The following is a 23,570-nucleotide window of genomic DNA, read 5'->3' as shown; positions in this document are numbered from 1 at the left end:
CGCCCGATGTCGCGCACGGCGAAGATCGCAGGGGTGGCGGCGCTGGCCGGGCTGATGATGACGGTGGCGATCGTCGCCGCCGTCCAGCCCGATGAGCCTGCGCCGGCGCCGCCGCTCGTCCTGCCGGCTGACGAAGGCCAGGCCAGGCTCGCCCGCGAGCTTGATCGCTGCGCCTCGCTGACCATGCCGGACAGCGGCTGCGAAGCGGCCTGGGCCGCCAACCGCCGCCGCTTCTTCCGCCAGGACGAGTCCACGCCTGCGACGGAACGCGGCGGCGACATGGCGCCGGATGAAGGCGCCCGGCCATGAACGACACCGGCGTTATCGACAATTTCCTCAACGTCTTCACCGGCTACATCGACAGCGGATTCGGGCTGCTCGGCGGCGAGGTCGCGTTCCTCTCGACCACGCTGATCGCCATCGACGTGACGCTCGCCGGCCTGTTCTGGGCCTGGGGCGCGGACGAGGACGTGCTTCAGCGCCTCGTCAAGAAGACGCTCTACATCGGCACCTTCGCCTTCATCATCGGCAATTTCGCGCTGCTCGCGACCATCGTGTTCGAGAGCTTCGCCGGGCTCGGCCTCCAGGCCAGCGGCGGCGCCATGACGATCGACGAGTTCATGAAGCCCGGCACGATCGCGGCGAAGGGGCTCGAAGCGGCCAAGCCGCTGCTCGATGCGGCGGGGCAGTTCTCCAGCCTTTGGGCCGTGTTCTCGAACCTCGCGCTGATCCTCGTGCTGCTGCTCGCCTGGGTGATTGTGGTGCTCGCCTTCTTCATCATCGCCGTGCAGGTCTTCATCACGCTGATTGAGTTCAAGCTGGTCACGTTGGCTGGGTTCGTCCTGCTGCCGTTCGCCTTCTTCAACAAGACCGCCTTCATGGCCGAGAAGGTGCTGGGCCATGTCGTCTCGACCGGCATCAAGGTGCTGGTGCTCGCGGTCATCACCGGCATCGGCACCACCCTGTTCAGCCAGTTCACCGGCGCGGCCCTCGGCCCCGCGCCCGACATCAATCAGGTCATGGCCATCGCGCTCGCCGCGCTGTCGCTCCTGGGCCTGTCGATCTTCGGCCCTTCGATCGCCAACGGCATCGTCTCGGGCGGCCCGCAACTCGGCGCGGGCGCGGCGGCCGGCACCGCGCTGGCCGCAGGCGGCGCGCTGGTCGAGCGGCGCGGCGGCGCGCTGGCGTCGGCGCCGGTTTCCTGCCTCGGCGCCCGGCCGGATGACCGGCGCCGCCGCGCGTGGCGGCGCTCAGATGGCAGGCGGTGCGACCAGCGCCTACAGCCTCGGGTCGCTGGGCAAGAGCGGCGCCGGCGCTGTCGCGGGCGGCATGGCCGCTGTCGGCCAAGCGGCGGCGGGAAGCGCGGCGAGCGCCGTCCTCTCGCCCTTGCGCAAGGCGGCCGCCAAGGGCGGCGCGGCGATGAAGGCCAATTTCCGCTCGGGCGCCCGCGCCGGATTCACCGCCACCGGCGGCACGATCACCGGCGGACCCGCATCCGCCACCCCGGCCGCCGCAACCGCTGGCGGTCCCGCGCCGGCCGGCACGTCCGTCCAGCCCGCATGGGCGGCCGCGATTAAACGCCGCCAGGCCGTCAGCCACGGCGCGACCGTCCTCGCCCACACCATGAAGGCTGGCGACAGCCACGGCGGCGGAGCCGGTCCCGACATCAAAGAGAAGGACTGATCCTCCATGTTCCGACGCCCCACCATTCGCTACGGCCAGCCCCCCGAACCCACCACACCCTATCAGCGCGCCGCGCAGGTCTGGGACGACCGCATCGGCTCGGCGCGCGTGCAGGCGAAGAACTGGCGTCTCGCCTTCTTCGGCGCGCTTGCCCTGTCCGGTGGGCTCTCGGCCGGCCTCGTCTGGCAATCCGCCCGCGGCCACATCGTCCCCTGGGTTGTCCAGGTCGATCGACTGGGCGAGGCGCAGGCCGTCGCGCCAGCCGAGGCCAGCTATCGCCCGACCGATCCGCAGATCGCGTTCCATCTCGCCCGCTTCATCGAGCAGGTCAGGGCGATCCCGGCCGATCCGGTCATCGTCCGCCAGAACTGGCTGCGCGCCTACGACTTCACGACCGATCGGGGCGCGATGGCGCTCAATGACTACGCCCGCGCCAATGATCCCTTCGCCAATGTCGGCCGGGTGCAGGTCGCGGTGGACGTCTCCAGCGTGATCCGCGCCTCGCCCGACAGCTTCCGCGTCGCCTGGACCGAGCGGCGCTATCAGGACGGGAGCCTCGCCACCACCGAACACTGGTCGGCGATCCTCACCATCGTCGTGCAACCGCCGCGCACGCCCGACGCGCTGCGCAAGAACCCGCTCGGCGTGTTCGTCAACGCCCTCAACTGGAGCAAGGAGTTGTCGCAATGACCTGGCAATCCGCCCACCATGCCGCCAGCGCGGCAATGCTGCTTTCCGCAACCGCGCTCGCCGGCTGCGCCACCACGTCCGCAAAGCCGCCGGCCATCGCCTACGACGATCCGCCGCGCGAGATCGCGGCGACGCCGGCCGCACAGCCGCCGCGCGCCGTCGAGGTGGTGACGATCCCCGAACCCTTGCCGCTCCCCGGCCAATTGAAGCCGCTCGCGGCCGGGACGGCGACGTCCGAGCCCGCCGATCCGCGCCGCCGCGTCGGGGCCGCGAACGCGGCCGCCCGCGTGCAGCCCACCCGCGACGGTTATGTGAACGCCATCCAGCAATATCCCTGGACGCAGGGCGCGCTCTATCAGGTCTATACCGCGCCCGGCCAGGTGACGGACATCGCCTTGCAGGAAGGGGAGCAGCTTGTGGGGCCGGGGCCGGTCGCGGCCGGCGATACGGTCAGGTGGATCATCGGCGACACGGTGAGCGGCAGCGGGCAGACCGCGCGCGTGCATATTCTCGTGAAGCCCACCCGCGCCGACATCGGCACGAATCTGGTCATCAACACCGACCGGCGCACCTATCACATCGAACTGCGCGCGACAGCTTCGACCTATATGGCCTCCGTCTCCTGGACCTACCCGCAGGACCAGCTCATCGCGCTACGCAGCGCCAATGCCGCCGCTGCCGTCTCGGCCCCCGTCGCCGCCGGCATCGACCTCGCCGCCCTCAATTTCCGCTACCGGATCGAGGGCGACCGCGTGCCGTGGAAGCCCGTCCGCGCCTTCGACGATTCCGCCCAGGTGTTCATCGAGTTTCCGGCCGGGATCTCGCAGGGCGAGATGCCGCCGCTGTTCGTGACCGGCGCGGCCGGCGATGCCGAGCTGGTCAATTACCGGGTGCAGGGCCGCTACATGGTGGTGGACCGGCTGTTCGCCGCCGCCGAGCTGCGCCTGGGCGACCGGCGCAGCGAGCAGCGCGTCCGCATCGTGCGTGACGACGGGCGCAGGGGGCGGCCGTGACCGATCCCGCCGGCAATACCCCGCCCGAAGGGGCCGCACCGCAAGCGCCGCGCGCCGACCCTCAAGCCTTCCAGCTTCGGGGCGACCCGCCCCGCGTCATGCGGCTTTCGCGCAAGGCGCTGGCCCTCATGGGCGTTGCCGCCGGCCTCGGCATCGGCGGCTCGCTGATCTACGCGCTCAAGCCGCCGGGCGAGAAGGAGGCCAAGGAACTCTACAGCACCGACAGCCGCGCCACGTCCGAGACCATCACCTCCGGGCCGCGCGACTACAGCCAGGCGCCGAAACTCGGCCCGCCGCTTCCCGGCGATCTCGGCGGCCCAATCGTCTCCGCCCAGCAGCGCGGGGAGAATGTCCCGGTCCCGCCGGTCGGTGCCCGGCCCGATCCGCGCGCCCAGGCCGAGGAAGCCGCCCGCCAGCGCGCCCAGCAGGAACGCGACGCCGCGCGCATGAGCGGCGTGTTCCTCGGCGGCAGCAGCGCCGGGGCCGCTGCGATGCCGTCCCTGCCGAACTTCGCAATGGCAGCGCCGGACGCCGCCGCTCCGCGGCCCCCAGGACAACCAGATGGCTCGGCCGCGCAGGGCGACCAAGCCGCCAAGCGGGCCTTCATGGCCCAGGCGCCCAATGCGCGCACGGTGAGCGTCGAGCGCCTGGCCGCGCCAGCCTCGCCCAACATCGTGCAGGCCGGCAGCATCATCCCGGCGGCGCTCATCACCGGCATCCGTTCGGACCTTCCGGGGCAGATCACCGCCCAGGTGACGGCCAACGTCTATGACAGCCCTACGGGCCGCATCCTGCTCATCCCGCAAGGCGCCCGGCTGATCGGCGAATATGACAGCGAGATCGCCGCCGGACAGACCCGCGCGCTGCTCGCCTGGGATCGGCTTATCATGCCGGACGGCCGCTCGATCGTTCTCGAGCGCCAGCCCGGTGCCGACGCGGCCGGCTATGCTGGCCTACAGGACCGCGTGAACCAGCATTGGGGCAATCTCCTGAAAGCCGCCGCCGTCTCGACGCTGCTCGGCGTCGGCGCCGAGCTGGGCGCGGACAGCGAGGACGACCTGACTCGCGCGCTCAGGCGCGGCTCGCAGGACACCATCAACCAGACCGGCCAGCAGATCATGCGGCGGCAATTGAATGTGCAGCCGACGCTCACCATCCGGCCGGGGCATCCGCTGCGCGTGGTCCTGACCCGCGACCTCGTATTGGAGCCGGTTGGAGGCGCACGATGAGCAAATTGAAGCTGGGGCCGCTGGCCGACGATCGGCCGGTCAAGCTCTCTGTGGAGCTGCCCGCCGCCGTGCATCGCGACTTGCAAGCCTATGCCGCCGCGCTCGCGGCCGAGACCGGGGGATCGCCGGTCCCGCCCGACAAGCTGGTCGCGCCGATGCTCACCCGGTTCATGGAAACCGACCGGGCCTTTCGCCGGCACCGCGCGCAGGGGAAATGAGGGCCGCGTTCGCTCGCCTCAATTCCCCATGAACTTCTTGAAACGCTCCCGGCCTTCCGCCTCGATCACGGCCTGCTCGGCGTTGGCACACTCGTCGCCGCGCGCCGTTCCTTCCGCGCATTGCGCCACGACCTGCCGCGCTTCATCGAGATGCGCCGCGAAATACTGCATCCCGCGCGGCTCAGCCGGCGCCGGGACGGCGGCAGGCGGGCCGGCGACGATCGCCGTCCGCTCGACGGGGACGATGATCGGGCGGAGGACGAAGCCCGCCCCGAACCCGATGATGAGCGTGACCAGCACGATGATGAGTGTCTTTCCTTGCGTCATGACGGCTCCTTTCCCGGTTGCTGAGAAGATGGCTGTGGCCTAGGCACCGACGGCATCGAATAGCGGGCGGTGACGAACTCAAGAAACCGGCGCAGCACCGGATTTTCATTGTCCTCACGCCAATAGCCGGAGAAGCCGATCCGCGTGTGGCCGTTGGTCTCGTGGACCTCGCGGAAGATCACGCCGGGAACGTGAATACCGAGCGCAGATTCCGCGACGATCGAGATATGCACACCAAGCCCGACAACACTTAGAACAGTATCGCGCCCAATATCCTCCATGTCGATCTCGGGTGAATGGCTTGGTATCCCGAGCTTACTCAAGATCATGTTGCGGCTTTCTGGACCGGGATCTCGCTGCGTCAGCAGGAAGCGTTCACCGATAAGGTCGGCCCAGTGGATGTTTTCACGGGCGGCAAGGCGATGGTCTTCTCGCATGGCCACCATTATTCGTTCGCTCCAGAACGAGCGGTTCACCAGCCCTGGGCAACGGGACTCGCCAATCATAATCGCGATGTCGAGCACCCCGTTTTCGATCCCGGCCAGCAACATTTTCCGGTCGCGCTCGAACCCGCGCAGCTTCACGTTTGGATTGCGTTCGCCGAACTCGCTGAGTGTGGCGCGCAAATTCCCGGCTGAAAACGATGTGTAAAAGCCCACCGCCAGCCTGCCGGCCTCACCATTACGCGTCGAGCGAACCCAGGCGTTTAATTCTTCCCACTCGCCCACAATTCGCTGCGCCGTGTAAAGATACGTCTCGCCGTCTTTTGTGAGCGTGGCGCCACGCGTCCTGCGGTCGAACAGTGCCATGCCTAGCCGTTTCTCGACATCGAGAATGTGCCGGCTAAGTGTCGCTTGTTTAATATTGAGGTTGCGTGCCGCGCGGCTGAAGCTGCCCGCTTCGGCGGCCGCTATCAGATAGCGGAGCTGGCGTAGTTCAATCACAACCTTGCACGGCTTTGCGACATTTGTTGACCGCCTAATCGCCCTCCCGAGCAAGTGCGACCGCTTGCCGAAGGGTCGCTAGATCGACCGCGCCCGGCAGCAGATAAGGTCCCACCATCAAGCCGGGCGTGCCGGAAAGACCGGCCATCGCTGCGAAGCGGCTCGTGCGGCCGAGCGCCTGACCAATCTCGGACCCATGTTGATCCAGATCGGCTTGGAGCCGGTTCCAATCTACACCGGCTCGATCCGCCGCCGCCCGGATGTTCTGGGATGACAGGCGGCCTTCGGTCTGCATAAGGGCAGCATTGAACTCAGCGTGCTTGCCCTGATACTGCGCCGCGATCGCCGCGCGAGCCGCCTCGGTGCTGGCGGCGCCGAAGATCGGCCAGTCGCGATAGACGAGCCGGACCTTGTTGTCCTCTCGCATCAGCGCGTCGAGCACGGGGTGCATTCGGCGACAATAGGGACATTGGTAATCGGTGAAGAAAACGATGGTCACGTCGTAACCTTCGGGTGCGACCGTTGGCGCGACAGGATCGTTCTGAATCTCCTCGCGGATGCGCAGCGCCTCGGCGGAAGGAGTGGTGCCGCCAGCTTCCGCGATCGACTGAGCCCGCGCATCGGCGCCGTTGCCGCCACGCATCGCGAGCAGGCCCACCAGAACCAGCGCCGCAACCAGCACGGCTGCGATCGACATCTTCTTTTTCATGACGTCATCCTCTCAAGGTCTCGAAGCGCCGCCAGCAAGGCTGCGCGGGATATCTCGCCGGTGTGCGTGCGCCGGATGCGCCCGTCGGCGTCGATGAACAGGGTGGTGGGCATCGCCCGCGTTCCGATCGCCTCGCCCAGAGCGCCGAGCGGATCGAGCCGGATTGAGGTATCCGCCAAGCCCTCCCGCGCGAGATAGTCGCGCACCCGGCTCACATCCTCGCCCTGGTTGACGAGGAGAATGGGAATATCCGAGCCGGCGGCCACGTCGATCATCATCGGCATTTCGCGCCGGCAGGGCGGGCACCAGGTCGCCCATAGATTGACGACAAAGGGTTGTCCGCGCAGGCTCTCGATCGGGATTGGGCGCTGCGCCATGTCTGCTAGGATCGGGCCGCTCGGCAATGGTCGCGGCTGCGGAGCCAGCAGCGCGGTTGCGGCAATCTGCGCGGAGACCAGCACGGCCAGGGATGCGACCAGCCCGGCGGTTGCGCGCTGACGGCCGAGCAGCATGACGATCACCACAGCGGTTGCAAGGACGCCGGGCCACAGCGAGAAACCGCCCTGCCATAGCGCGAGCACGGTCCAGGGCTCGATCGCGAAGGCAGGGGCGTTCTCGGCGACATAACCGACGCGCGCCGCTACAATGCCGACCGCAGCCGCGATCCAGGCAACACGCCCGGCCCGGCTTTCGGTTCGCGCGGCGATAAATCCGCCGACGCCGAGGAACGCCCAAAGCAGCGCGACCGCGATCATGCGGTCGGTCGCGATCATGAGCGGACCCAGTTGCAGCACGCCTTCCATGCTGGATGTCGTGTGCAGCGAACCTTAAGGCAGGCTTAGGGTCACGCTTAAGGCTGGGATAAGTTCGTGCGGTAAGGACGGCGGGATGCGAATATTGGTAATCGAAGACGACGAGATCCTGCGCGACGGCCTTGCCGCCGGGCTGGGCCTCGAAGGGTTCGAGGTGGACAGCGTGGTGAACTGCACCGACGCGCGCGCCGCCGTCGCGACGCAGGATCATGCGGCCATCGTCCTCGATATCGGCTTGCCGGATGGCTCGGGCCTCGAACTCCTGACGGAGTGGCGGCGCGACGGGGTGAAGACGCCCATCCTTCTTCTGACCGCGCGCAACCTCATCGGCGACCGCATCGACGGGCTCGATGGCGGGGCGGACGACTATCTTGGCAAGCCGTTCGATCTTGGCGAGCTATCGGCACGCCTGCGGGCACTTCTGCGGCGCTCGAGCGGCCGGGCCGAGAACGGGATCAGCCTGGGCGACCTGACGATCGACGAAGCCTGCCGCACCGTCGCCGTCGCCGGCGAGGAGGTGGCGCTGTCGCGGCGCGAATATGCGATCCTGCATGCACTCGCGAGCCATCCCGGCCACGTTCTCTCGCGCGGCCAATTGGAGGATCGCATCTACGGGTGGCAGGACGAGGTAGAGAGCAACGCCGTGGAGGTCCATATCCACAAGCTGCGCGCCAAGCTCGGCCGCGAGCGGATCGAGACCGTTCGCGGCGAAGGCTATCGGATCGCCCGCCAATGATGTCGCTGCGTATCCGCCTTTTCGCGTTGGTGGCGGCGATCACCATGATCGTCTGGGCGGGCGCGGCCACCTGGACCGCGCTGTCCACGCGCGCGGAGGTGCAACGCGTCCTGGATGGACGTCTTATCGAGGCCGCCCGCATGGTGGCGGCGCTCGACGTGCCGATGGTCGATGAACCGAGGCGGCTCCCGCCCACGGCCTACACGCGCCAGCTCTCGTGCCAAATCTGGTCGATGGGTGGTGAATTGATCGGCCAGTCCGCCGGCGCGCCTGATCTGCCGCTCGCACAGGGGCAACCCGGATTTTCCGAGCGTCAGATCGGGGACCAGCATTGGCGGGTCTATACCCATGTCGATGCGCAACGCGGCCTGCGGGTGATGGTGGGCGACAATCTCAGTGTGCGCCAACGGCTCGTGACGGGCATGATGATCGGCCTGCTCCTGCCGGCGCTGGTGGGCCTGGCCGGGCTCGGCGTCCTCCTTTGGCTCGGGGTTGGGCGCGGGCTTCGGCCGCTCGATGCCTTGGCCCGGTCGATCGCGGCGCGCTCGCCGAGCAGCCTTACGCCCCTGGATGAGACCGTCGGCCCTAGCGAATTGCGGCCCGTCGTGCAGGAAATGAACGGCCTGCTGCGGCGGCTTGAAGCGGCCCGCCAGGCCGAACGCGATTTTGTCGCCAATGCCGCGCATGAAATGCAGACGCCTTTGGCCGGGCTCAAGACGCAAGCGGAGGTCGCCCGGCGGGCAACGGACCCAGCCATGCGCGACCATGCGCTGGAGCAGATCACGCGATCGGTGAACCGCACCAGTCGCATGGTGCGCCAGCTTCTCAGCCTCGCAGGTGAGGAGGGACGAGCGCGCGAGCCGCAGATTCAACCGGTCGTCCTCGACCCCGTGCTGGCCGAGGTGATCGACGACTATCGTGCGGTCGCGACAGCGCGTGATATGCGGATCGTCGTGGCGCCGTCATGCGAAGGAGCCGCGGCGCCGATGGCGCCCGAGGCTTTGCGCCAGGCGATCGGGAATCTTGTCGAGAACGCCCTTCATCACGCCGGTCCGGGCGGCGAAGTCGTCATCGCCTGCGAGACCAACGGCAAGGCAATGGAAATCTTGGTCATGGATCGCGGATCGGGCATCGCGCCGCAGGATCGGGATCGACTGCGCCGCCGCTTCGAGCGCGGGGCCGGTGTGCAGAATAGCGGGAGCGGCTTGGGGTTATCGATCGTCGAGGCAGCGGTGGAGAGTTGCGGCGCGCGCCTCGATCTGCGCGAACGGCCATCGGGCGGCTTGATCGCGGCAATCCGGTTCGATCGATCGATCTAGACGTTGAGAATGCGCGCGAAGGCGGCAGCGCCCTTCACGGACCTAGCGCGATCACCCACTACGCCCGAGCCGGGCGCGATCATAGCAGGATTGCCCGAGCCAAACACCGCCTCGATGCTGCGCACGCACAGCTCGGTCGCATCGTCGGCGAGGCTGTAATAGACCTGCTTGGCCTGCCGCCGCGTCGAAACCATGCCCGATTTGCGCAACTCCCCAAGTTGCTGGCTGAGCGCGGGCTGGCCGATGCCGGTGGCCTCGTCGATCGCCGACACCGATTGCTCGCCGCGCGACAGCAGCAGCGACAGCACCATGAGGCGCTGCGGCTGGGCGAACGCCTTCAGCTTCTCCGTGGCCATGTCGGCCTGCGAACGGCTCTCCCACAACTCGGTCATGGCGCGGCCCGGCAGAACCAGTCATCGCCCTCGGCGTCGCTCGAAGGGGGCAGCAGCATCGGTTCCCCCGGACGCCATCCCTCCGGCGTCAGCCTGTCGCCTGACGCGGCCGCCTGGAGCGCGGCGACCATCCGGACCATTTCGTCGACCGATCGCCCGACCGACATGGGATAGTGGGTGATCGCCTGAATGACGCCTTCGGGGTCGATGAAATAGGCCGCGCGCACCGCCGAGCTGTCCTGGGCGGTCTCGTCCAGCATCCCATAGGCGCGCGCGATAGCCATCGACGGGTCTTCGACGATGGGAAAGCCGATCTCGACATCGAACTGGTCCCGAATCGCCTTGGCCCAGGCGGCGTGGGCATAGAGGCTGTCGACCGACAGTCCGAGCAAGGCGCAGTCCATCGCCTCGAATCGATCCTGCGCCTTCGCCAGCCCCACAAATTCCGTGGTGCAGACAGGCGTGAAGTCGGCCGGGTGTGAAAAGAACACGATCCAGCGCCCGCGATAGGAGGATAGCCGCACCATCCCTCTGGTGGTCCTCGCCTCGAAATCCGGGGCGGTGTCGCCCATCCGCAATGAGCGGCTCGGGCCGCTCGTCAAAACCTCGTTCGTCATCAATCCCGTCTCTCACTCCAAGCGCATTGACGCAACTCACTTACATGATTACATAGATGTTAAATCATGAAAGCGAAAGGCTGTAATCATGGACGAGACAGTTCAAAAGGCAGCGGCTCAGATCGCGAACGCGCGCAACGGCGTGCCGCAGATCAAGGCGTTCTTCGACGAGCCCACCTTCACCGCCAGCTATGTGGTGCATGACCCCGAGACTCGGGCGGCAGCAATCATCGATAGCGTGCTCGACTACGACGCGGCATCGGGAAGGACCTCGTTCGCTTCGGCCGATGCGATCATCGCCTATGTTCACGAGCATGACCTTGCGGTCGAATGGTTGCTGGAAACCCATGCTCATGCCGACCATCTTTCGGCCGCGCCCTATATTCAGGGAAAGGTCGGCGGAAAGCTCTCTATCGGCCGGGCAATCCTTCAGGTGCAGGAGATCTTCGGCAAGATCTTCAACGAAGGCACCGAGTTCGCGCGCGACGGATCGCAATTCGATCGCCTGTTCGAGGATGGCGACCAGTTCACCATCGGCAATCTCCAAGCGACCGTGCTGCATGTGCCTGGCCATACGCCGGCGGACCTTGCCTACGTGATCGGCGACGCGGCGTTTGTCGGCGACACGCTGTTCATGCCCGACTACGGCACCGCGCGCGCGGACTTTCCGGGCGGCGACGCACGCACGCTGTTCCGCTCGATCCGACGGCTGCTGACCCTTCCTCCCGAAACACGCCTGTTCCTGTGTCATGACTATAAGGCGCCAGGCCGCGATCGCTTCGCCTGGGAAACGACCGTTGCCGCCCAGCGGGCCGGTAACGTCCACGTTCATGACGGGGCCGAGGAAGAGGCGTTCGTCGCCATGCGCGAGGCGCGCGACGCCACGCTCGACATGCCCAAGCTCATCCTGCCGTCGATCCAGGTGAACATGCGCGGTGGCAGACTGCCCGAGCCTGAGGACAACGGCACGCGCTACCTCAAGATTCCGCTGGATGCCGTTTGATGGGCACGCTGTTTCCCGACGCCATGCCGCTGACGGGTTTCCTCGGCGGGCTGATGATCGGCGTCGCCGGGGCGATCATGCTGCTCGGGCTTGGCAGGATCGCTGGGGTCAGCGGTATGGCTGCGACCTCTATCGGGGTTGGTGAGCGAGGGTCGGATCGCAAGCTGGCGCTGGCCTTCATTATCGGCCTTCCGCTCGGCGCGGCGCTGATCTCGCTCACCGGTCCCTTGCGGATCGCCTTCCCGGACTCGACCGCGCTTTTGATAGCCGGCGGGCTTCTTGTGGGGTTCGGCACACGGCTCGGCAGCGGCTGCACCAGCGGACATGGGGTCTGCGGGTTGTCGCGCCTGTCGCCGCGCTCGCTCGTGGCGACCGGCCTGTTCATGACGGCGGGCTTCGCCACGGTGGCCATCATGCGCGCATCGGGGACGCTCTGACCATGCGGATGCTCATCGCACTTGCCGCCGGCCTCCTGTTCGGCGCCGGCCTCGCCATATCCGGATTGGCGGACCCGTCCCGCGTAACTGCCTTCCTCGACCTGTTCGGTGCATGGGACCCGACCCTCGCTTTCGTCATGGCCGGCGCGATCCTGCCGATGGCCGTTGCATGGCAGGTCCAGCGCCGCGCGCGGCGGGCCTTGTCGGGCGATGCCTTCTGCGTGCCGGAAACGACCAGACTCGACGCACGACTTGCGATCGGGGCGCTGCTCTTTGGCGTGGGGTGGGGGCTTACCGGCATCTGCCCCGGCCCGGCCGTCGCCAATTTGGGGCTCGCGCCGGTCGCGGTGCTTCCGTTCCTGATCGCAATGGCAGGCGGGATGCTTCTCCACCGGCTCTGGGCGAACCGTCGACCATCCTCGAAGGCCGGCAACTGAAAGGCGCGTCTGATGGAAAAGGTCATTCCGATCGGCGAAGGCTTCGCGATCACAAGCCAACTCGACCCTGAGGATCTGAGGGCGGCGGCCGCGGCGGGATTTCGCTCCGTCATCTCCAATCGGCCAGACGATGAGGAGCCCGGCCAACCGAGCGCCGCCGAAATCGAGCAAGCGGCCGCGGCGGCGGGCCTCGCCTTCGCTCACCTGCCAGTCTCAAGCCGCGACATCGCGCTTGAGGATGCGCGCGCGATGCGCGGTGCGCTGGATCGGCTCCCCGGCCCCATTCTCGCCTATTGCCGCACGGGCGCACGCTCCCAGGCCATGCACACGGCCGCGACGTCATTGAATAGTCAGGCGAAGCGCTATGACGTGGTGATCGTTGGCGGCGGCAGCGCGGGGATCGCTTGCGCCGCCAGCATCCTCAAGCGGAGGCCGGACATCTCGCTCGCCATCATAGAGCCGTCCGAAACCCATTACTATCAACCAGGCTGGACGCTCGTGGGCGCCGGCGTGTTTCAACCCGAGGCGACGCGCCGTCCGATGGCGAGCGTGATCCCCAAGGGGGCCGAATGGCTGCGTCAGGAAGCGCTCGCGCTTCATCCTGATGAGCAAGCGGTCGAATTGGCCGACGGTTCGCGCATCGCCTATCGCGGGCTAGTCGTCGCGGCCGGCATCAAGCTCGACTGGAACGCCATCCCCGGCCTCGCCGGGACGCTCGGCGAACATGGCGTGACCTCCAACTATCGCTACGATCTCGCGCCCTATACGCGCGATCTTGTTCAAACACTGAGGAACGGCGTTGCGCTGTTCACGCAGCCGCCCATGCCGATCAAATGCGCGGGCGCACCGCAAAAGGCCATGTATCTCTCCTGCCATGCCTGGGAGCGCGAAGATTGCCTCGGCGCGATCGACGTCGAGTTCCACAACGCCGGCGCGGCGTTGTTCGGTGTCGCCGACTATGTGCCGGCACTCATGCGCTACATCGAGCGTTACGGCATCGATCTTCGACTCGGCTCGACGCTGATTGAGGTTGATGGACCCGGACGCCGCGCGGTCTTTCGGCAAGGGGCCGGCGAACGATCACAAACCTGCGAACGCCGCTTCGACATGCTTCACGCGGTGCCGCCGCAAGTCGCGCCGGACTTCATTGCGAACAGCGCCCTCGCCGACGCCACCGGCTTCGTGGCGGTCGATCCCGCGACGCTTGCCCATCCGCGCTGGCCCAACGTGTTTGCGCTGGGCGATGTCGCCGGCACAAGCAATGCCAAGACCGCCGCCGCCGCGCGCAAGCAGGCCCCCGTCGTCGCGGTCAATCTCCTGGCCGTGCTCGATAGCACGCTGCCCTGGGCGACCTATGACGGCTATGGCTCCTGCCCTCTGACCGTCGAGCGGGGCAGGATCGTGCTGGCGGAGTTCGGCTATGGCGGCAAGCTCCTGCCGAGCTTCCCGTCCTGGCTGCTCGACGGACGCAGGCCGACCCGCCGGGCTTGGTTCCTCAAGGACCGTCTGCTCCCGCCCATCTATTGGCGCGGCATGCTCAAGGGCCGCGAATGGCTGGCGGCGCCCGGTCGCCGCGACGACGAGCAATGACCCTCGAGCCCGTTCAATATGTCCTGGGGCTCGTCTCGGGCGGGCTGGTGGGCTTGAGCCTCGGCCTGGTCGGCGGCGGCGGCTCGATCCTCGCCGTTCCCCTGATGGTCTATCTGGTCGGCGTGCCAAGCCCTCATGTCGCGATCGGAACCAGCGCACTCGCGGTCGCCGCCAATGCGGCCACCAGCCTCGCCAACCATGCCTGGGCGCGCAACGTCAAATGGCGCTGCGGCGGCATGTTCGCTGGCGGTGGCATCGCGGGCGCGCTCGCCGGCTCAACGCTCGGCAAGATGGTCGATGGCGAAAAGCTGCTGTTCCTGTTCGCGCTGGTCATGCTGCTGGTCGGCGGGTTTATGCTCAAAGGGCGCGGCAATCCCGGCGATCCGGGTGCCGAATGCAACCGTGAGAAGGCCCCGAAAGTGATCGGCTACGGCCTGGGCTCCGGGCTGTTCTCCGGCTTTTTCGGCATCGGCGGTGGCTTCCTGATCGTGCCGGGCCTGGTCGCCTCCACCGGCATGCCGATCCTGCTTGCGGTCGGCACGTCGCTGGTCGCGGTTACGGCCTTCGGCCTCACCACGGCCGCCAACTACGCCTTTTCCGGGCTCATCGACTGGCCGCTCGCGGCTCTTTTCATCGCCGGCGGCGCGGTCGGCAGCTTCGCCGGCACGCTCTTCGCCCGGCGTCTCGGTGCCACCACGGGCCGCCTCACCACCGTCTTTGCAACCCTGATCTTCGCCGTCGCCGCCTACATGCTGTGGCGGAGCGGCGCGGCCCTTTTCACCTGAAAGGAACCACAATGACCCTGCATATTGGCGACACCGCTCCCGACTTCACCGTCGATACCCAGGTCGGCCCGATCAGCTTCCATGAATGGGCCGGCGATAGCTGGGTGTTCTTCTTCAGCCACCCGGCCGACTTCACGCCGGTCTGCACGACCGAGATGGGCCGCACCGCCCAACTCGCCCAGGCGTTCGAGAGCCGCAATACCAAGCCGCTCGGCCTTTCGACCGATACAGCGGAAGAACATCGCAAATGGATCGACGACGTTAACGACACGCAGAAGACCGATCTGCGCTTCCCGATCGTCGCGGATGCCAACCTCGCCATCGCGCGTATGTATGACATGATCCACCCGGAGCAGAGCGAGACCGCAGCGGTGCGCTCGGTCTTCATCATCGATCCGGCCAAGAAAATCCGGCTCACGATGACCTACCCGATGAGCGTCGGCCGCAACTTCGATGAGGTCCTCCGGGTGATCGACGCGCTCCAGCTCGGCGACGCGCGCCGCATCGCGACGCCGGCCGACTGGATGCCCGGTAAAGAGGTCATCATCCCGCCGTCGATCAGCGACGAGGAAGCACGCGGCCTGTTTCCCCAAGGCTGGACCGAGCACCGTGCCTATCTGCGGACCACGATGGTCGATTGACGAGCGTGCAAACGCCGCGTGTCTGCGCGCCGGTGGGACGCTTTGCCTAATGTAAAGCGTCCCGCCCACGCATCAGGAGCAGGCGGAGGAGACAGTTTCCGATGTTCGAGTCGTTCGACGCCCTGCTGTTGGCGCGGTTGCAATTTGCGTTCACCGTCAGCTTTCACTTCATCTTCCCGGCTTTCTCGATCGGTCTGGCCAGCTTCCTGATGGTGCTGGAGGCGTTGTGGCTGAAAACCGGCAAAGGCGTTTATGCCAACCTCTACCGCTACTGGCTGAAAATCTTCGCCATCACCTTTGCGATGGGCGTCGTGTCCGGGATCGTCATGTCCTACCAGTTCGGCACCAACTGGTCGGTCTTCTCGGACAAGGCCGGGCCGGTGATCGGACCCTTGATGGCCTATGAGGTCCTGACCGCCTTCTTCCTCGAAGCCGGCTTCCTCGGCGTCATGCTGTTCGGCATCAACAAGGTGGGGCGCAAGCTGCACTTCGCGGCGACCTGCATGGTCGCGCTCGGCACGTTCATCTCGGCCTTCTGGATTCTCTCGGTCAATAGCTGGATGCAGACCCCGACCGGCTTCGAGATGGGCGCGAACGGCCAGTTCCTCCCCGGCCCGAGCTGGTGGGCGATCGTCTTCAACCCAAGCTTTCCCTATCGGCTCGTCCACACCGTCATCGCCGCCTATCTAACCACCGCCTTCGTGGTCGGCGCGGTAGGCGCGTGGCATCTGCTCCGCGACCGCGCCAATCCCGGCGCTCGCAAGATGTTCTCGATGGCGATGTGGATGGCGGCGATCGTTGCGCCGATCCAGATTTTCGTCGGCGACCTTCATGGTCTAAATACGCTGGAGCATCAGCCGGCCAAGGTCATGGCGATGGAGGGCCACTATCAAAGCCATCCCGACGGCGCGCCGCTGATCCTGTTCGGTATTCCCAATAGCGCCGAGCGGCGGGTGGACTACGCGGTCGAGATTCCCAAGGCTTCCTCGCTGATCCTCAAGCACGATCCCGACGCCCCGCTCGACGGGCTCGACACGATTGCCGAGGAAGACAGGCCGCCAGTCGGCATCGTCTTCTGGGCGTTCCGCATCATGGTCGCGATGGGGCTTGCGATGCTCGGCCTCGGCCTGTGGAGCCTCGCCGCGCGGGTGCGCCGCCGGCTTTACGACTGGACTTGCCTGCACCGCGCCGCGGTCGTGATGGGACCGTCGGGTTTCGTCGCGGTCCTGGCGGGATGGATTACCACCGAGGTCGGACGCCAGCCCTGGACGATCTATGGCCTGTTGCGCACCGCCGAATCCGCCGCGCCGCTCGATGCGCCCGCGGTCGCGGCGTCGCTCATCGCCTTCATCATCGTCTATTTCGCGGTCTTTGGAGCAGGCACGCTGTATATCCTCAAGCTCATGGCCAAGCCGCCCGAGCCGCACGAGGACCCCGTGCCGGTCCACGGGCCGGTGCGGACCGCCGGCATCACGCCCGCGCCCGCGATCGATGGTGGGGATCAATGATCGACCTCACCATCATCTGGGCCTTCATCATCGCCTTCGCGGTCTCCGCTTATGTGGTGATGGACGGGTTCGATCTCGGCATCGGCATCCTGTTCCCCCGCTTCAAGGTGGGCAGGGAGCGCGACATGGCGATGAACAGCATCGCGCCGGTGTGGGACGGCAACGAGACCTGGCTGGTCATGGGCGGGGGCGGCTTGCTCGCTGCCTTTCCGCTGGCCTATGCGATCGTGCTGCCGGCGCTCTACGCCCCGCTGATCGCGATGCTGCTCGGTCTGGTGTTTCGCGGTGTCGCCTTCGAGTTCCGCTGGCGTGACCCGGCGCATCGCCACTTCTGGGATGTATCCTTCTGCGCGGGATCGATCATTGCCGCCCTGTCGCAGGGGATCGTGCTCGGCGCGCTGCTCCAGGGGATCGCCGTCGAGGGACGCGCCTATGCCGGCGGATGGTGGGATTGGCTCACCCCCTTTTCGCTGGCGACAGGAGCGAGCGTGGTGGTCGGCTACGCCTTGCTCGGCGCAAGCTGGCTGATCTGGAAAACCGACGGGCCGCTGCATGAACAGGCGCGGCGCATGGCGCGGCCTCTCTTGCTCGGCCTGCTCCTCGCCATCGCGCTCGTCAGCGCCTGGACGCCGTTTCTCGAAGCGCAATATTACCGGCGCTGGTTCGAGTGGCCCGGCGTGCTGGCGGCCGCGCAGATGCCGCTGATGGTCACGGTCGTTGCGATCTTCACCTGGCGAGCGATCGGAAAGGGGCGCGACTGGTTGCCCTTCCTGCTCGCGCTCGCGCTGTTCGGCCTTACGATGATCGGGCTCGGCATCTCGATCTGGCCGGACGTCGTGCCGGGCGCCGTCACCATCTGGGAGGCCGCCGCGCCGGAACGCAGCCAAGTCTTCATGCTGATCGGCGCCGGCATCCTCATTCCGATCATCCTCGCCTACACGGTGTGGGCCTATTGGGTATTCCGGGGAAAGATCGATGAAGCTGGATACCACTGACAAGGGCGGCCCCCTGTGGCGGCGGCTGCTCTGGTTCGCCGCCATCTGGCTCGGCAGCGTAACCGTCCTTGCGGCGGCCGCCTTCGCCATCCGGCTGGTGCTCAAACAGTAAGCGTAAGGAGAGCGATATGAAGGACGACTTGACAAGCGCATCTGACGACGGCGCATTGACCGCCTCGGATTGGGCCGGCGCCTCGGGCGAACGCTGGCTGGCCAATCTCGATAGTCTGGAGCGGATGATCGAGCCGATAGGGACCGCGCTGCTTTCCCATGCCGGCTACAGGCAAGGCGAGAGCGTCGTCGATATTGGCTGCGGCGGCGGATGGACAACGCGGCAGATCGCCAGGGCGGTCGGCCCGGAGGGCGGGGTCGTAGGGGTCGATATCTCGCCGGTTCTCATCGGAGCGGCGCGCGAGCGCGCGCGGGACGAGGAAATCGCGAACATCGCCTTTGAGGTCGCCGACGCCGCGAGCGTTATGCCGGCCGGGGCGCCATTCGACCGGCTGTTCTCTCGCTTCGGCTCGATGTTCTTCGCCGTTCCCTATGCCGCTTTCGCCAATCTGCGCCGCATGCTGGTGAACGGCGGCCGGCTCGATATCGCCGTCTGGGCGCCGCCGGGCGAGAACCCCTGGTTCACCGCCATGATGAGCGTGCTCGCGCGGCACGTCGAGCTTCCGCCGCCAGTGCCGCGCGCGCCCGGCCCCTTTGCGCTTGGCGAAACCGACTATGTGCGCGACCTGCTGGGCAATGCCGGCTTCGATGAGCCCGATATCATCGCGTGGGAAGGAACCCAATATATCGGCGGGCGGGGGAACGGGGCGGAGGAAGCCGCGTCCTTCACGCTGGAGTCCCTGCATATCGGCGATCTCATCAAGAATCTCGATCCTTCCGGACAGGCGGCCGTCCGGGACGATCTGATCCGCATGTTCGCAGGGCGGGAAACGCCCGAGGGCGTCGGCTTGCCGTCGAAAGCCCTGTTCGTCACAGCCTATGCCGGGAGGACGGCGTGATGACCCGGCGCGAGACGGGGATCGCCCTGGTCGCCGCCGCGCTGGCGGCCGCCGGGACGACGAGCGCCAGCGCGCAATCGGCGCCGGACCCCCGCCATCCGGTGATCGCCGGGTTCGGGACCATCACGCCGATGCCGGGAACGGCCGGCCAACCCGACCCCTCTCTTGCTTACAGGGTCGTGTTCGACGTGACGGAAGGAGCAGAAAAGCCGGACCAATCCAATCCCGGCCTCGATAAGGTTGCGCGGTTCGTGAACTTGCTTGGTTCCGCCGGCATCCGCACGGAGCGCGGAGACTTGGTAGCGGTGGTGCATGGGCCGGCAACCATGTCCGTCCTGGGCGACGCGGCCTATCGAGCGCGCTACGGGCATGACAATCCGAATACGCCGTTGATCGCGGCCCTGGCGGAGGCGGGCGTGGACATCCGCGTTTGTGGCCAGGCACTGGCGCGGCAGGGCATCGAGCGGCAGTCGGTATCGCGGCAAGTGACCGTCGATCTTTCCGCGATGACCACGCTAGCGACGTTGCAGCTCAAGGGATGGTCGCTGATCCGTTGAGGAATGGGCGCCTGCTGCATCGCGGGCGTCGCTGCTAAGCCAGCCTTAAGCTGCGCGGCCGATGGCGCCATGATGCACGGCTCCATGAACATCGTCGGCCCGGCGCCGGCCACGCCCACGTTGTCGCTCGGATCGCTCAAGGCCCTCGCGCTCGGGGTGATTCTGGCGATCCTGCTCATTGCTGTCCCATCGACGGCCGCGCAAGGCAGCCAGCATATCGACGCATCCATTCATGCCTCGACCGAGACGCCCAGGCCGGGGGCGACGAGTCGCATCGCCATCCGCATGACGCCCGAGTCCGGCTGGCACGGATACTGGATCAATCCGGGCGATTCCGGCCTGCCGGTGGAGGCGGTATGGCGCGCACCCCAAGGCGTGCGGATCGGGGAGCTGCAACACCCCGCACCGACTCTGCTCGAACTGGCCGGGCTTGCCAGCTACGTCCATAAGGGCGCCTTCACCCTGCTCGCCGATCTCGACGTGCCGCCATCGATCCCACGAGGGACGCGGCTTCCGATCGAAGTCGATCTCAACTGGCTCGCTTGCTCGGACACGCTGTGCGTGCCCGAGCGCGCCACGCTCCGGCTCGACCTTGCTACAGGCGACGGCGCGGCAGGCAGCAGTCGCGCGCTGGTTTCCGCCGCCGAGGCCGCATTGCCGCGTCCGGGCGCGGCGCGCATCGCGATCGCGCGGCAGGGGGCGAACTGGAATTTCGACGTGACTGGCGCGCAAGGACTCGATCCATCCAGCGCGCGCCTCTTTCCGGGTGACGCGGGATGGTTCGATGCCGCCACGCCTCAACGCGCGACGAGAGGGCAAGGCGGCGCGATCCAGATCACCGTTCCGGCGTCGGGCTCCGCGCCGCCCGGCGACTTTTCCGGCGTCGTGACCGATGGGCGCAGAAGCTTTGTCCTGGGCGGTTCACCGACACCTGCACCGGCCTCGGCGAGTGGTCCAGTCGCCGAGGCCGAAGAAGCGCCTGCGCCCATTCCCGGTCCGACGGCGAAGGTCGAGACGATCGATCCATTGATCGACACCGCGTCGTCCACGCCTTCACAAGAACCCGGCAACGGCTCGCCGCTGCGGTTCGCGCTGATCGGCGCGATCCTTGGCGGCCTTTTGCTCAACCTGATGCCGTGCGTGTTCCCGATCCTCTCGCTGAAAGCGCTCAGTCTGGCCAAGTCGGGGATCGATCGACGCACGGCCAAGGTGGAGGGTGTCGCCTACTTCGCGGGCAGCGTCGCCACGACCACGCTTCTGGGTGCGATCCTGATCGGCGCGCGGGCGCTGGGCCACGACATCGGCTGGTCGTTCCAGTTACAGGACCCCCGCATCATCTTGGTTCTGATGCTGCTGTCGCTCGCCATCGCTCTCAACCTTGCGGGCCTGTTTGAAATCCGCGGCATTTCGCTCGCCGGTGGGCGGTTGGCACAGCCGGGCTGGAGCGGCGCGTTCGGCACCGGCGCGCTCGCGGCAATCATCGCCACCCCTTGCAGCGGGCCGTTCCTGGGCGTTGCGCTCGGCGCCGCGCTCGTGCTGCCGGCACCCGCCACGCTGGCGGTTTTCGCCGGGCTTGGCATCGGCATGGCGCTGCCCTTCCTGGCGATCGCCTTCGTTCCCGCCTTGCAGCGCATTTTGCCCCGACCTGGAAAATGGATGGAAACGTTTCGCCGCGTGCTGGCCATTCCCATGCTGCTCACCGCGATCGGCCTCGCCTGGGTGCTTGGCCGTCAGAGCGGCGTGGACGGCATGGGCTTCGGCCTCCTGCTCGCGGGCCTCGCGGGCATCGGGCTATGGTGGACGGGCCAGCGTCAGGCAGGCGGCCGCACGGCGGGGCCGGCGCTGATCCCGGTGTTGGCGTCGGTTCTTGTCGTCTTCGCCATCCAGATGTCCGTTCCCTCGACCGCCGGCAGTCAGGCCGCCGCCACGGTTTCGGCGGGCCGGGCGGAACCGTTCAGCGAAGCACGGCTGGCCGAACTGCGAACGGCGGGAACGCCGGTATTCGTCGACATGACCGCCGATTGGTGCCTGATCTGCCAAGTCAACAAGCGCGTCGCCATCGACCGTGATGACACCCAAGCCGCCTTCGCCCAGGCCGGCGTCGTCACCCTGGTCGGCGACTGGACGCGCGGCGATCCCGCCATCACGCGCTTCCTGGCCTCGCGGGGCCGAAACTCCGTTCCCTATTATCTGTTCGTCACGCGCGGCGGCAAGGAGCGCGAGCTGCCGCAGATACTGTCAAGCGGGCTGCTGGTCGAACAGGCGTCGACCTCGTGATCCGCATCCGAGCGGCGATCTTCGCCCTCGGCGCGATCTCGGCACTCGGCTTTGAACCCTGGTCGCTCTGGCCGGTTACGCTGGTGAGCCTGACTCTGCTGCTCCGCCACGCGGGCGGCGCGCGATCGTGGCGGCAGGCGGCAGGCGCCGGATGGTGGTTCGGCCTTGGCCTGGGCTGCGCCAGCCTGACCTGGCTGGCGCATGCCTTCACCTTTCAGGCAGCGATGCCTCAATGGCTTGGATGGCCCGCGGTGGCGTTGCTGGCGGCCTACACCGCCGGCTATTGGGCGCTGTCGCTCGGCGCGGCTTCTGCTGTCTCGCGAACCAGCGGACCGGCCGGCTTCGCCCTTGCCAGCGCCGCCACCTTCATCCTGGCCGAATGGCTACGCGGCGTCCTGTTAACCGGCTTCCCGTGGAATCCGCTGGGCGTCATCTGGCTACCGCTCGGTGAGATGGCTCGAAGCGCGGCGGTGATCGGCGCGCTCGGGCTATCGGGCGTGACCATAGCGATCGCGGGGCTGCTCGCGGCCATCACGCGGCGCGATGGTGTGACTGCGATGCTTCTGGCGCCCGCGGTAGTCGTCCTCACGCTCGCATTGGCTGGTCCCCGATCCGCACCCGACACGGATGTGCCAATCCGTCTCGTGCAGGGGAATATCGATCAGGCCGACAAATGGCGGCCGGGTCAAGCGATGGCGCAGGTCGAACGCTATCGCAGCCTCAGCGGTCCGCCTGGAACGACAGCAACACCGCGGCTCGTATTCTGGCCGGAAGCGGCGATCATCGAGCCGCTCGATGCCGATCCCGTGCTGCGATCGCGAGCGGCATCGGTTCTGGGTCCTCGAGACCTGCTGTTCACCGGCGCGACCGGCGAAGCTGGAGACGGCCGCTATACCAACAGTGTCTTCGTCCTCGACGCCGCCGGACGCCTTCTCGGCCGTTACGACAAGGCGCAGCTCGTGCCCTTCGGCGAATATCTGCCGTTCGCAGGGTTGCTGGAGCGGCTCGGTGCCGCCCGACTAGTGCCGGGCGAGGCGGACTTCGTTCCAGGACCTGGCCCGCAAACGCTCGATATCGACGGCCTCAGGCTGGGCATATCCATCTGCTACGAGATCGTATTCCCATCAACCGTGATTGATCGATCGCACCGGCCGGCGTTCCTTTTCAATCCGTCCAACGACGCCTGGTTCGGCAAGGGGGGTCCCGAACAGCATCTCGCCCAGGCGCGCATGCGTGCGATCGAGCAAGGATTGCCGGTCATTCGCGCCACATCGACGGGCCGCACGGCTGTCATTCGCGCTGATGGCACTATCGCGGCCAGCCTGCCGGCGCATGAAGCCGCGCGGCTCGATACCGTCCTGCCAGCGTCCAACCCGGCCACCATTTTCAGCCGTTGGGGTTCGGTCCCGCAGATGGGCGCGGCCATCGTCATGCTCGCCACGCTGCTTCTCCGGCGTCAGCAGCACGGCCGAGCGAGTCGTCGTCGCCTGTGACGACGCCTGAATCGCGTTCGCCCAGGCCGGCATCCTTATCGTGTTTGCCGATCCCGTCGAGTTTGAGTGGCGTCTGGGTGGTCGAACGTATGCTGCGCGGATCGAACGGCTTCGATCAGGTGCTGGCGGGACTTCGCAAAACCCTGTC

26 protein-coding genes and 1 pseudogene are annotated in these 23,570 nt (G+C 67.1%); 21 read left to right on the top strand and 6 right to left on the bottom strand.

Translation table 11 applies throughout. The features are described from left to right. Positions 1 to 6: 6 nt before the first annotated feature. From trbK-alt to OVY29_RS15625, 6 genes and pseudogenes are all read left to right on the top strand, one after another. Complete coding sequence (gene trbK-alt / locus OVY29_RS15650) at positions 7 to 309, top strand: putative entry exclusion protein TrbK-alt (protein WP_119081697.1); 303 nt, start codon at positions 7 to 9, stop codon at positions 307 to 309. Then, positions 306 to 1,683 (top strand): annotated as a pseudogene (gene trbL, locus OVY29_RS15645) (P-type conjugative transfer protein TrbL). The gene trbK-alt and the pseudogene trbL overlap by 4 nt, the downstream one beginning before the upstream one ends. Positions 1,684 to 1,689: 6 nt before the next feature. Continuing rightward, positions 1,690 to 2,373 carry a conjugal transfer protein TrbF gene (gene trbF / locus OVY29_RS15640; protein ID WP_119081701.1) on the top strand — a complete coding sequence of 228 codons (684 nt, stop codon included), beginning with the start codon at positions 1,690 to 1,692 and terminating at the stop codon, positions 2,371 to 2,373. Beyond that, positions 2,370 to 3,386, top strand: coding sequence for a P-type conjugative transfer protein TrbG (gene trbG, locus OVY29_RS15635; protein WP_313911694.1), 1,017 nt, complete (start codon positions 2,370 to 2,372; stop codon positions 3,384 to 3,386). Before trbF ends, trbG begins: the two co-directional genes overlap by 4 nt. Then, complete coding sequence (locus OVY29_RS15630) at positions 3,383 to 4,615, top strand: TrbI/VirB10 family protein (protein ID WP_313911693.1); 1,233 nt, start codon at positions 3,383 to 3,385, stop codon at positions 4,613 to 4,615. The genes trbG and OVY29_RS15630 overlap by 4 nt, the downstream gene beginning before the upstream one ends. Further along, on the top strand, positions 4,612 to 4,833 hold the full coding sequence (locus OVY29_RS15625) for a DUF2274 domain-containing protein (protein ID WP_119081706.1): 222 nt from the start codon (positions 4,612 to 4,614) through the stop codon (positions 4,831 to 4,833). The genes OVY29_RS15630 and OVY29_RS15625 overlap by 4 nt, the downstream gene beginning before the upstream one ends. A gap of 18 nt (positions 4,834 to 4,851) precedes the next feature. On the opposite strand, the gene OVY29_RS15620 is transcribed toward OVY29_RS15625, so the two are convergent. Genes OVY29_RS15620 through OVY29_RS15605 form a run of 4 tightly spaced genes read right to left on the bottom strand, consistent with a single transcriptional unit; the run spans position 4,852 to position 7,616 of the window. Then, a complete protein-coding gene (locus tag OVY29_RS15620; protein ID WP_119081707.1) occupies positions 4,852 to 5,160 on the bottom strand; it encodes a hypothetical protein in 309 nt (102 codons plus the stop codon). Continuing rightward, positions 5,157 to 6,104, bottom strand: coding sequence for a LysR family transcriptional regulator (locus OVY29_RS15615; protein WP_119081709.1), 948 nt, complete (start codon positions 6,102 to 6,104; stop codon positions 5,157 to 5,159). Before OVY29_RS15615 ends, OVY29_RS15620 begins: the two co-directional genes overlap by 4 nt. 34 nt (positions 6,105 to 6,138) lie before the next feature. Beyond that, positions 6,139 to 6,813, bottom strand: coding sequence for a DsbA family protein (locus OVY29_RS15610; protein WP_119081710.1), 675 nt, complete (start codon positions 6,811 to 6,813; stop codon positions 6,139 to 6,141). Beyond that, positions 6,810 to 7,616, bottom strand: a complete 807-nt coding sequence (locus OVY29_RS15605) for a TlpA family protein disulfide reductase (RefSeq protein WP_231958862.1) — start codon at positions 7,614 to 7,616, stop codon at positions 6,810 to 6,812. Before OVY29_RS15605 ends, OVY29_RS15610 begins: the two co-directional genes overlap by 4 nt. An 85-nt stretch (positions 7,617 to 7,701) precedes the next feature. Between OVY29_RS15605 and OVY29_RS15600 the strand changes: the two genes are divergently transcribed. Beyond that, positions 7,702 to 8,361 (top strand): winged helix-turn-helix domain-containing protein, encoded by a 660-nt coding sequence (locus OVY29_RS15600; RefSeq protein ID WP_119081712.1) that lies wholly within the window; start codon positions 7,702 to 7,704, stop codon positions 8,359 to 8,361. Further along, positions 8,358 to 9,680 carry an ATP-binding protein gene (locus tag OVY29_RS15595; protein ID WP_132883909.1) on the top strand — a complete coding sequence of 441 codons (1,323 nt, stop codon included), beginning with the start codon at positions 8,358 to 8,360 and terminating at the stop codon, positions 9,678 to 9,680. The genes OVY29_RS15600 and OVY29_RS15595 overlap by 4 nt, the downstream gene beginning before the upstream one ends. Here the strand turns inward: OVY29_RS15595 and OVY29_RS15590 are convergent. Both OVY29_RS15590 and OVY29_RS15585 read right to left on the bottom strand, forming a co-directional pair. Further along, positions 9,677 to 10,072 (bottom strand): ArsR/SmtB family transcription factor, encoded by a 396-nt coding sequence (locus OVY29_RS15590; RefSeq protein ID WP_119081715.1) that lies wholly within the window; start codon positions 10,070 to 10,072, stop codon positions 9,677 to 9,679. The two genes, OVY29_RS15595 and OVY29_RS15590, sit on opposite strands and share 4 nt — an antisense overlap. Next, positions 10,069 to 10,689 (bottom strand): peroxiredoxin, encoded by a 621-nt coding sequence (locus tag OVY29_RS15585; RefSeq protein ID WP_197714480.1) that lies wholly within the window; start codon positions 10,687 to 10,689, stop codon positions 10,069 to 10,071. The genes OVY29_RS15590 and OVY29_RS15585 overlap by 4 nt, the downstream gene beginning before the upstream one ends. Positions 10,690 to 10,777: 88 nt before the next feature. Between OVY29_RS15585 and OVY29_RS15580 the strand changes: the two genes are divergently transcribed. The 13 genes from OVY29_RS15580 (at position 10,778) to lnt (ending at position 23,422) form a co-directional block, all read left to right on the top strand. After that, the gene (locus OVY29_RS15580) at positions 10,778 to 11,692 is read left to right on the top strand and encodes an MBL fold metallo-hydrolase (RefSeq protein ID WP_132883911.1); all 915 of its coding nucleotides are present in this window, start codon (positions 10,778 to 10,780) and stop codon (positions 11,690 to 11,692) included. Then, positions 11,692 to 12,129 carry a YeeE/YedE family protein gene (locus OVY29_RS15575; RefSeq protein ID WP_119081720.1) on the top strand — a complete coding sequence of 146 codons (438 nt, stop codon included), beginning with the start codon at positions 11,692 to 11,694 and terminating at the stop codon, positions 12,127 to 12,129. Before OVY29_RS15580 ends, OVY29_RS15575 begins: the two co-directional genes overlap by 1 nt. 2 nt (positions 12,130 to 12,131) lie before the next feature. Next, complete coding sequence (locus OVY29_RS15570; RefSeq protein WP_119081721.1) at positions 12,132 to 12,566, top strand: DUF6691 family protein; 435 nt, start codon at positions 12,132 to 12,134, stop codon at positions 12,564 to 12,566. 12 nt (positions 12,567 to 12,578) lie between these two features. Beyond that, positions 12,579 to 14,156: a bifunctional protein tyrosine phosphatase family protein/NAD(P)/FAD-dependent oxidoreductase gene (locus tag OVY29_RS15565; RefSeq protein WP_119081723.1), complete on the top strand. Its 1,578-nt coding sequence runs from the start codon at positions 12,579 to 12,581 to the stop codon at positions 14,154 to 14,156. Next, a complete protein-coding gene (locus OVY29_RS15560) occupies positions 14,153 to 14,941 on the top strand; it encodes a sulfite exporter TauE/SafE family protein (protein WP_313911692.1) in 789 nt (262 codons plus the stop codon). Before OVY29_RS15565 ends, OVY29_RS15560 begins: the two co-directional genes overlap by 4 nt. Before the next feature lie 11 nt (positions 14,942 to 14,952). Continuing rightward, positions 14,953 to 15,582, top strand: a complete 630-nt coding sequence (locus OVY29_RS15555) for a peroxiredoxin (RefSeq protein ID WP_119081726.1) — start codon at positions 14,953 to 14,955, stop codon at positions 15,580 to 15,582. Between the two features lie 101 nt (positions 15,583 to 15,683). Next, positions 15,684 to 17,090: a cytochrome ubiquinol oxidase subunit I gene (locus tag OVY29_RS15550; RefSeq protein ID WP_119081727.1), complete on the top strand. Its 1,407-nt coding sequence runs from the start codon at positions 15,684 to 15,686 to the stop codon at positions 17,088 to 17,090. Further along, positions 17,087 to 18,085 carry a cytochrome d ubiquinol oxidase subunit II gene (cydB, locus tag OVY29_RS15545; protein ID WP_119081729.1) on the top strand — a complete coding sequence of 333 codons (999 nt, stop codon included), beginning with the start codon at positions 17,087 to 17,089 and terminating at the stop codon, positions 18,083 to 18,085. Before OVY29_RS15550 ends, cydB begins: the two co-directional genes overlap by 4 nt. Further along, complete coding sequence (locus OVY29_RS15540; RefSeq protein ID WP_119081731.1) at positions 18,066 to 18,197, top strand: DUF2474 family protein; 132 nt, start codon at positions 18,066 to 18,068, stop codon at positions 18,195 to 18,197. Before cydB ends, OVY29_RS15540 begins: the two co-directional genes overlap by 20 nt. Positions 18,198 to 18,213: 16 nt before the next feature. Then, entirely contained in the window at positions 18,214 to 19,095 is an 882-nt protein-coding gene (locus OVY29_RS15535) for a class I SAM-dependent methyltransferase (protein ID WP_119081732.1), read from the top strand. Then, positions 19,095 to 19,652, top strand: coding sequence for a DsrE family protein (locus OVY29_RS15530; protein WP_119081734.1), 558 nt, complete (start codon positions 19,095 to 19,097; stop codon positions 19,650 to 19,652). The genes OVY29_RS15535 and OVY29_RS15530 overlap by 1 nt, the downstream gene beginning before the upstream one ends. Before the next feature lie 84 nt (positions 19,653 to 19,736). Next, the gene (locus tag OVY29_RS15525) at positions 19,737 to 21,929 is read left to right on the top strand and encodes a protein-disulfide reductase DsbD family protein (protein WP_313911691.1); all 2,193 of its coding nucleotides are present in this window, start codon (positions 19,737 to 19,739) and stop codon (positions 21,927 to 21,929) included. Beyond that, positions 21,926 to 23,422 (top strand): apolipoprotein N-acyltransferase, encoded by a 1,497-nt coding sequence (gene lnt / locus OVY29_RS15520; RefSeq protein WP_119081738.1) that lies wholly within the window; start codon positions 21,926 to 21,928, stop codon positions 23,420 to 23,422. The genes OVY29_RS15525 and lnt overlap by 4 nt, the downstream gene beginning before the upstream one ends. The last annotated feature ends 148 nt before the right edge of the window (positions 23,423 to 23,570 follow it).

This window comes from Sphingopyxis sp. SE2 (assembly GCF_032227185.1).
Lineage (GTDB): Bacteria > Pseudomonadota > Alphaproteobacteria > Sphingomonadales > Sphingomonadaceae > Sphingopyxis.
Note: the sequence above shows the minus strand (reverse complement) of the source record. Positions and strands in the feature narration are given on the sequence as shown.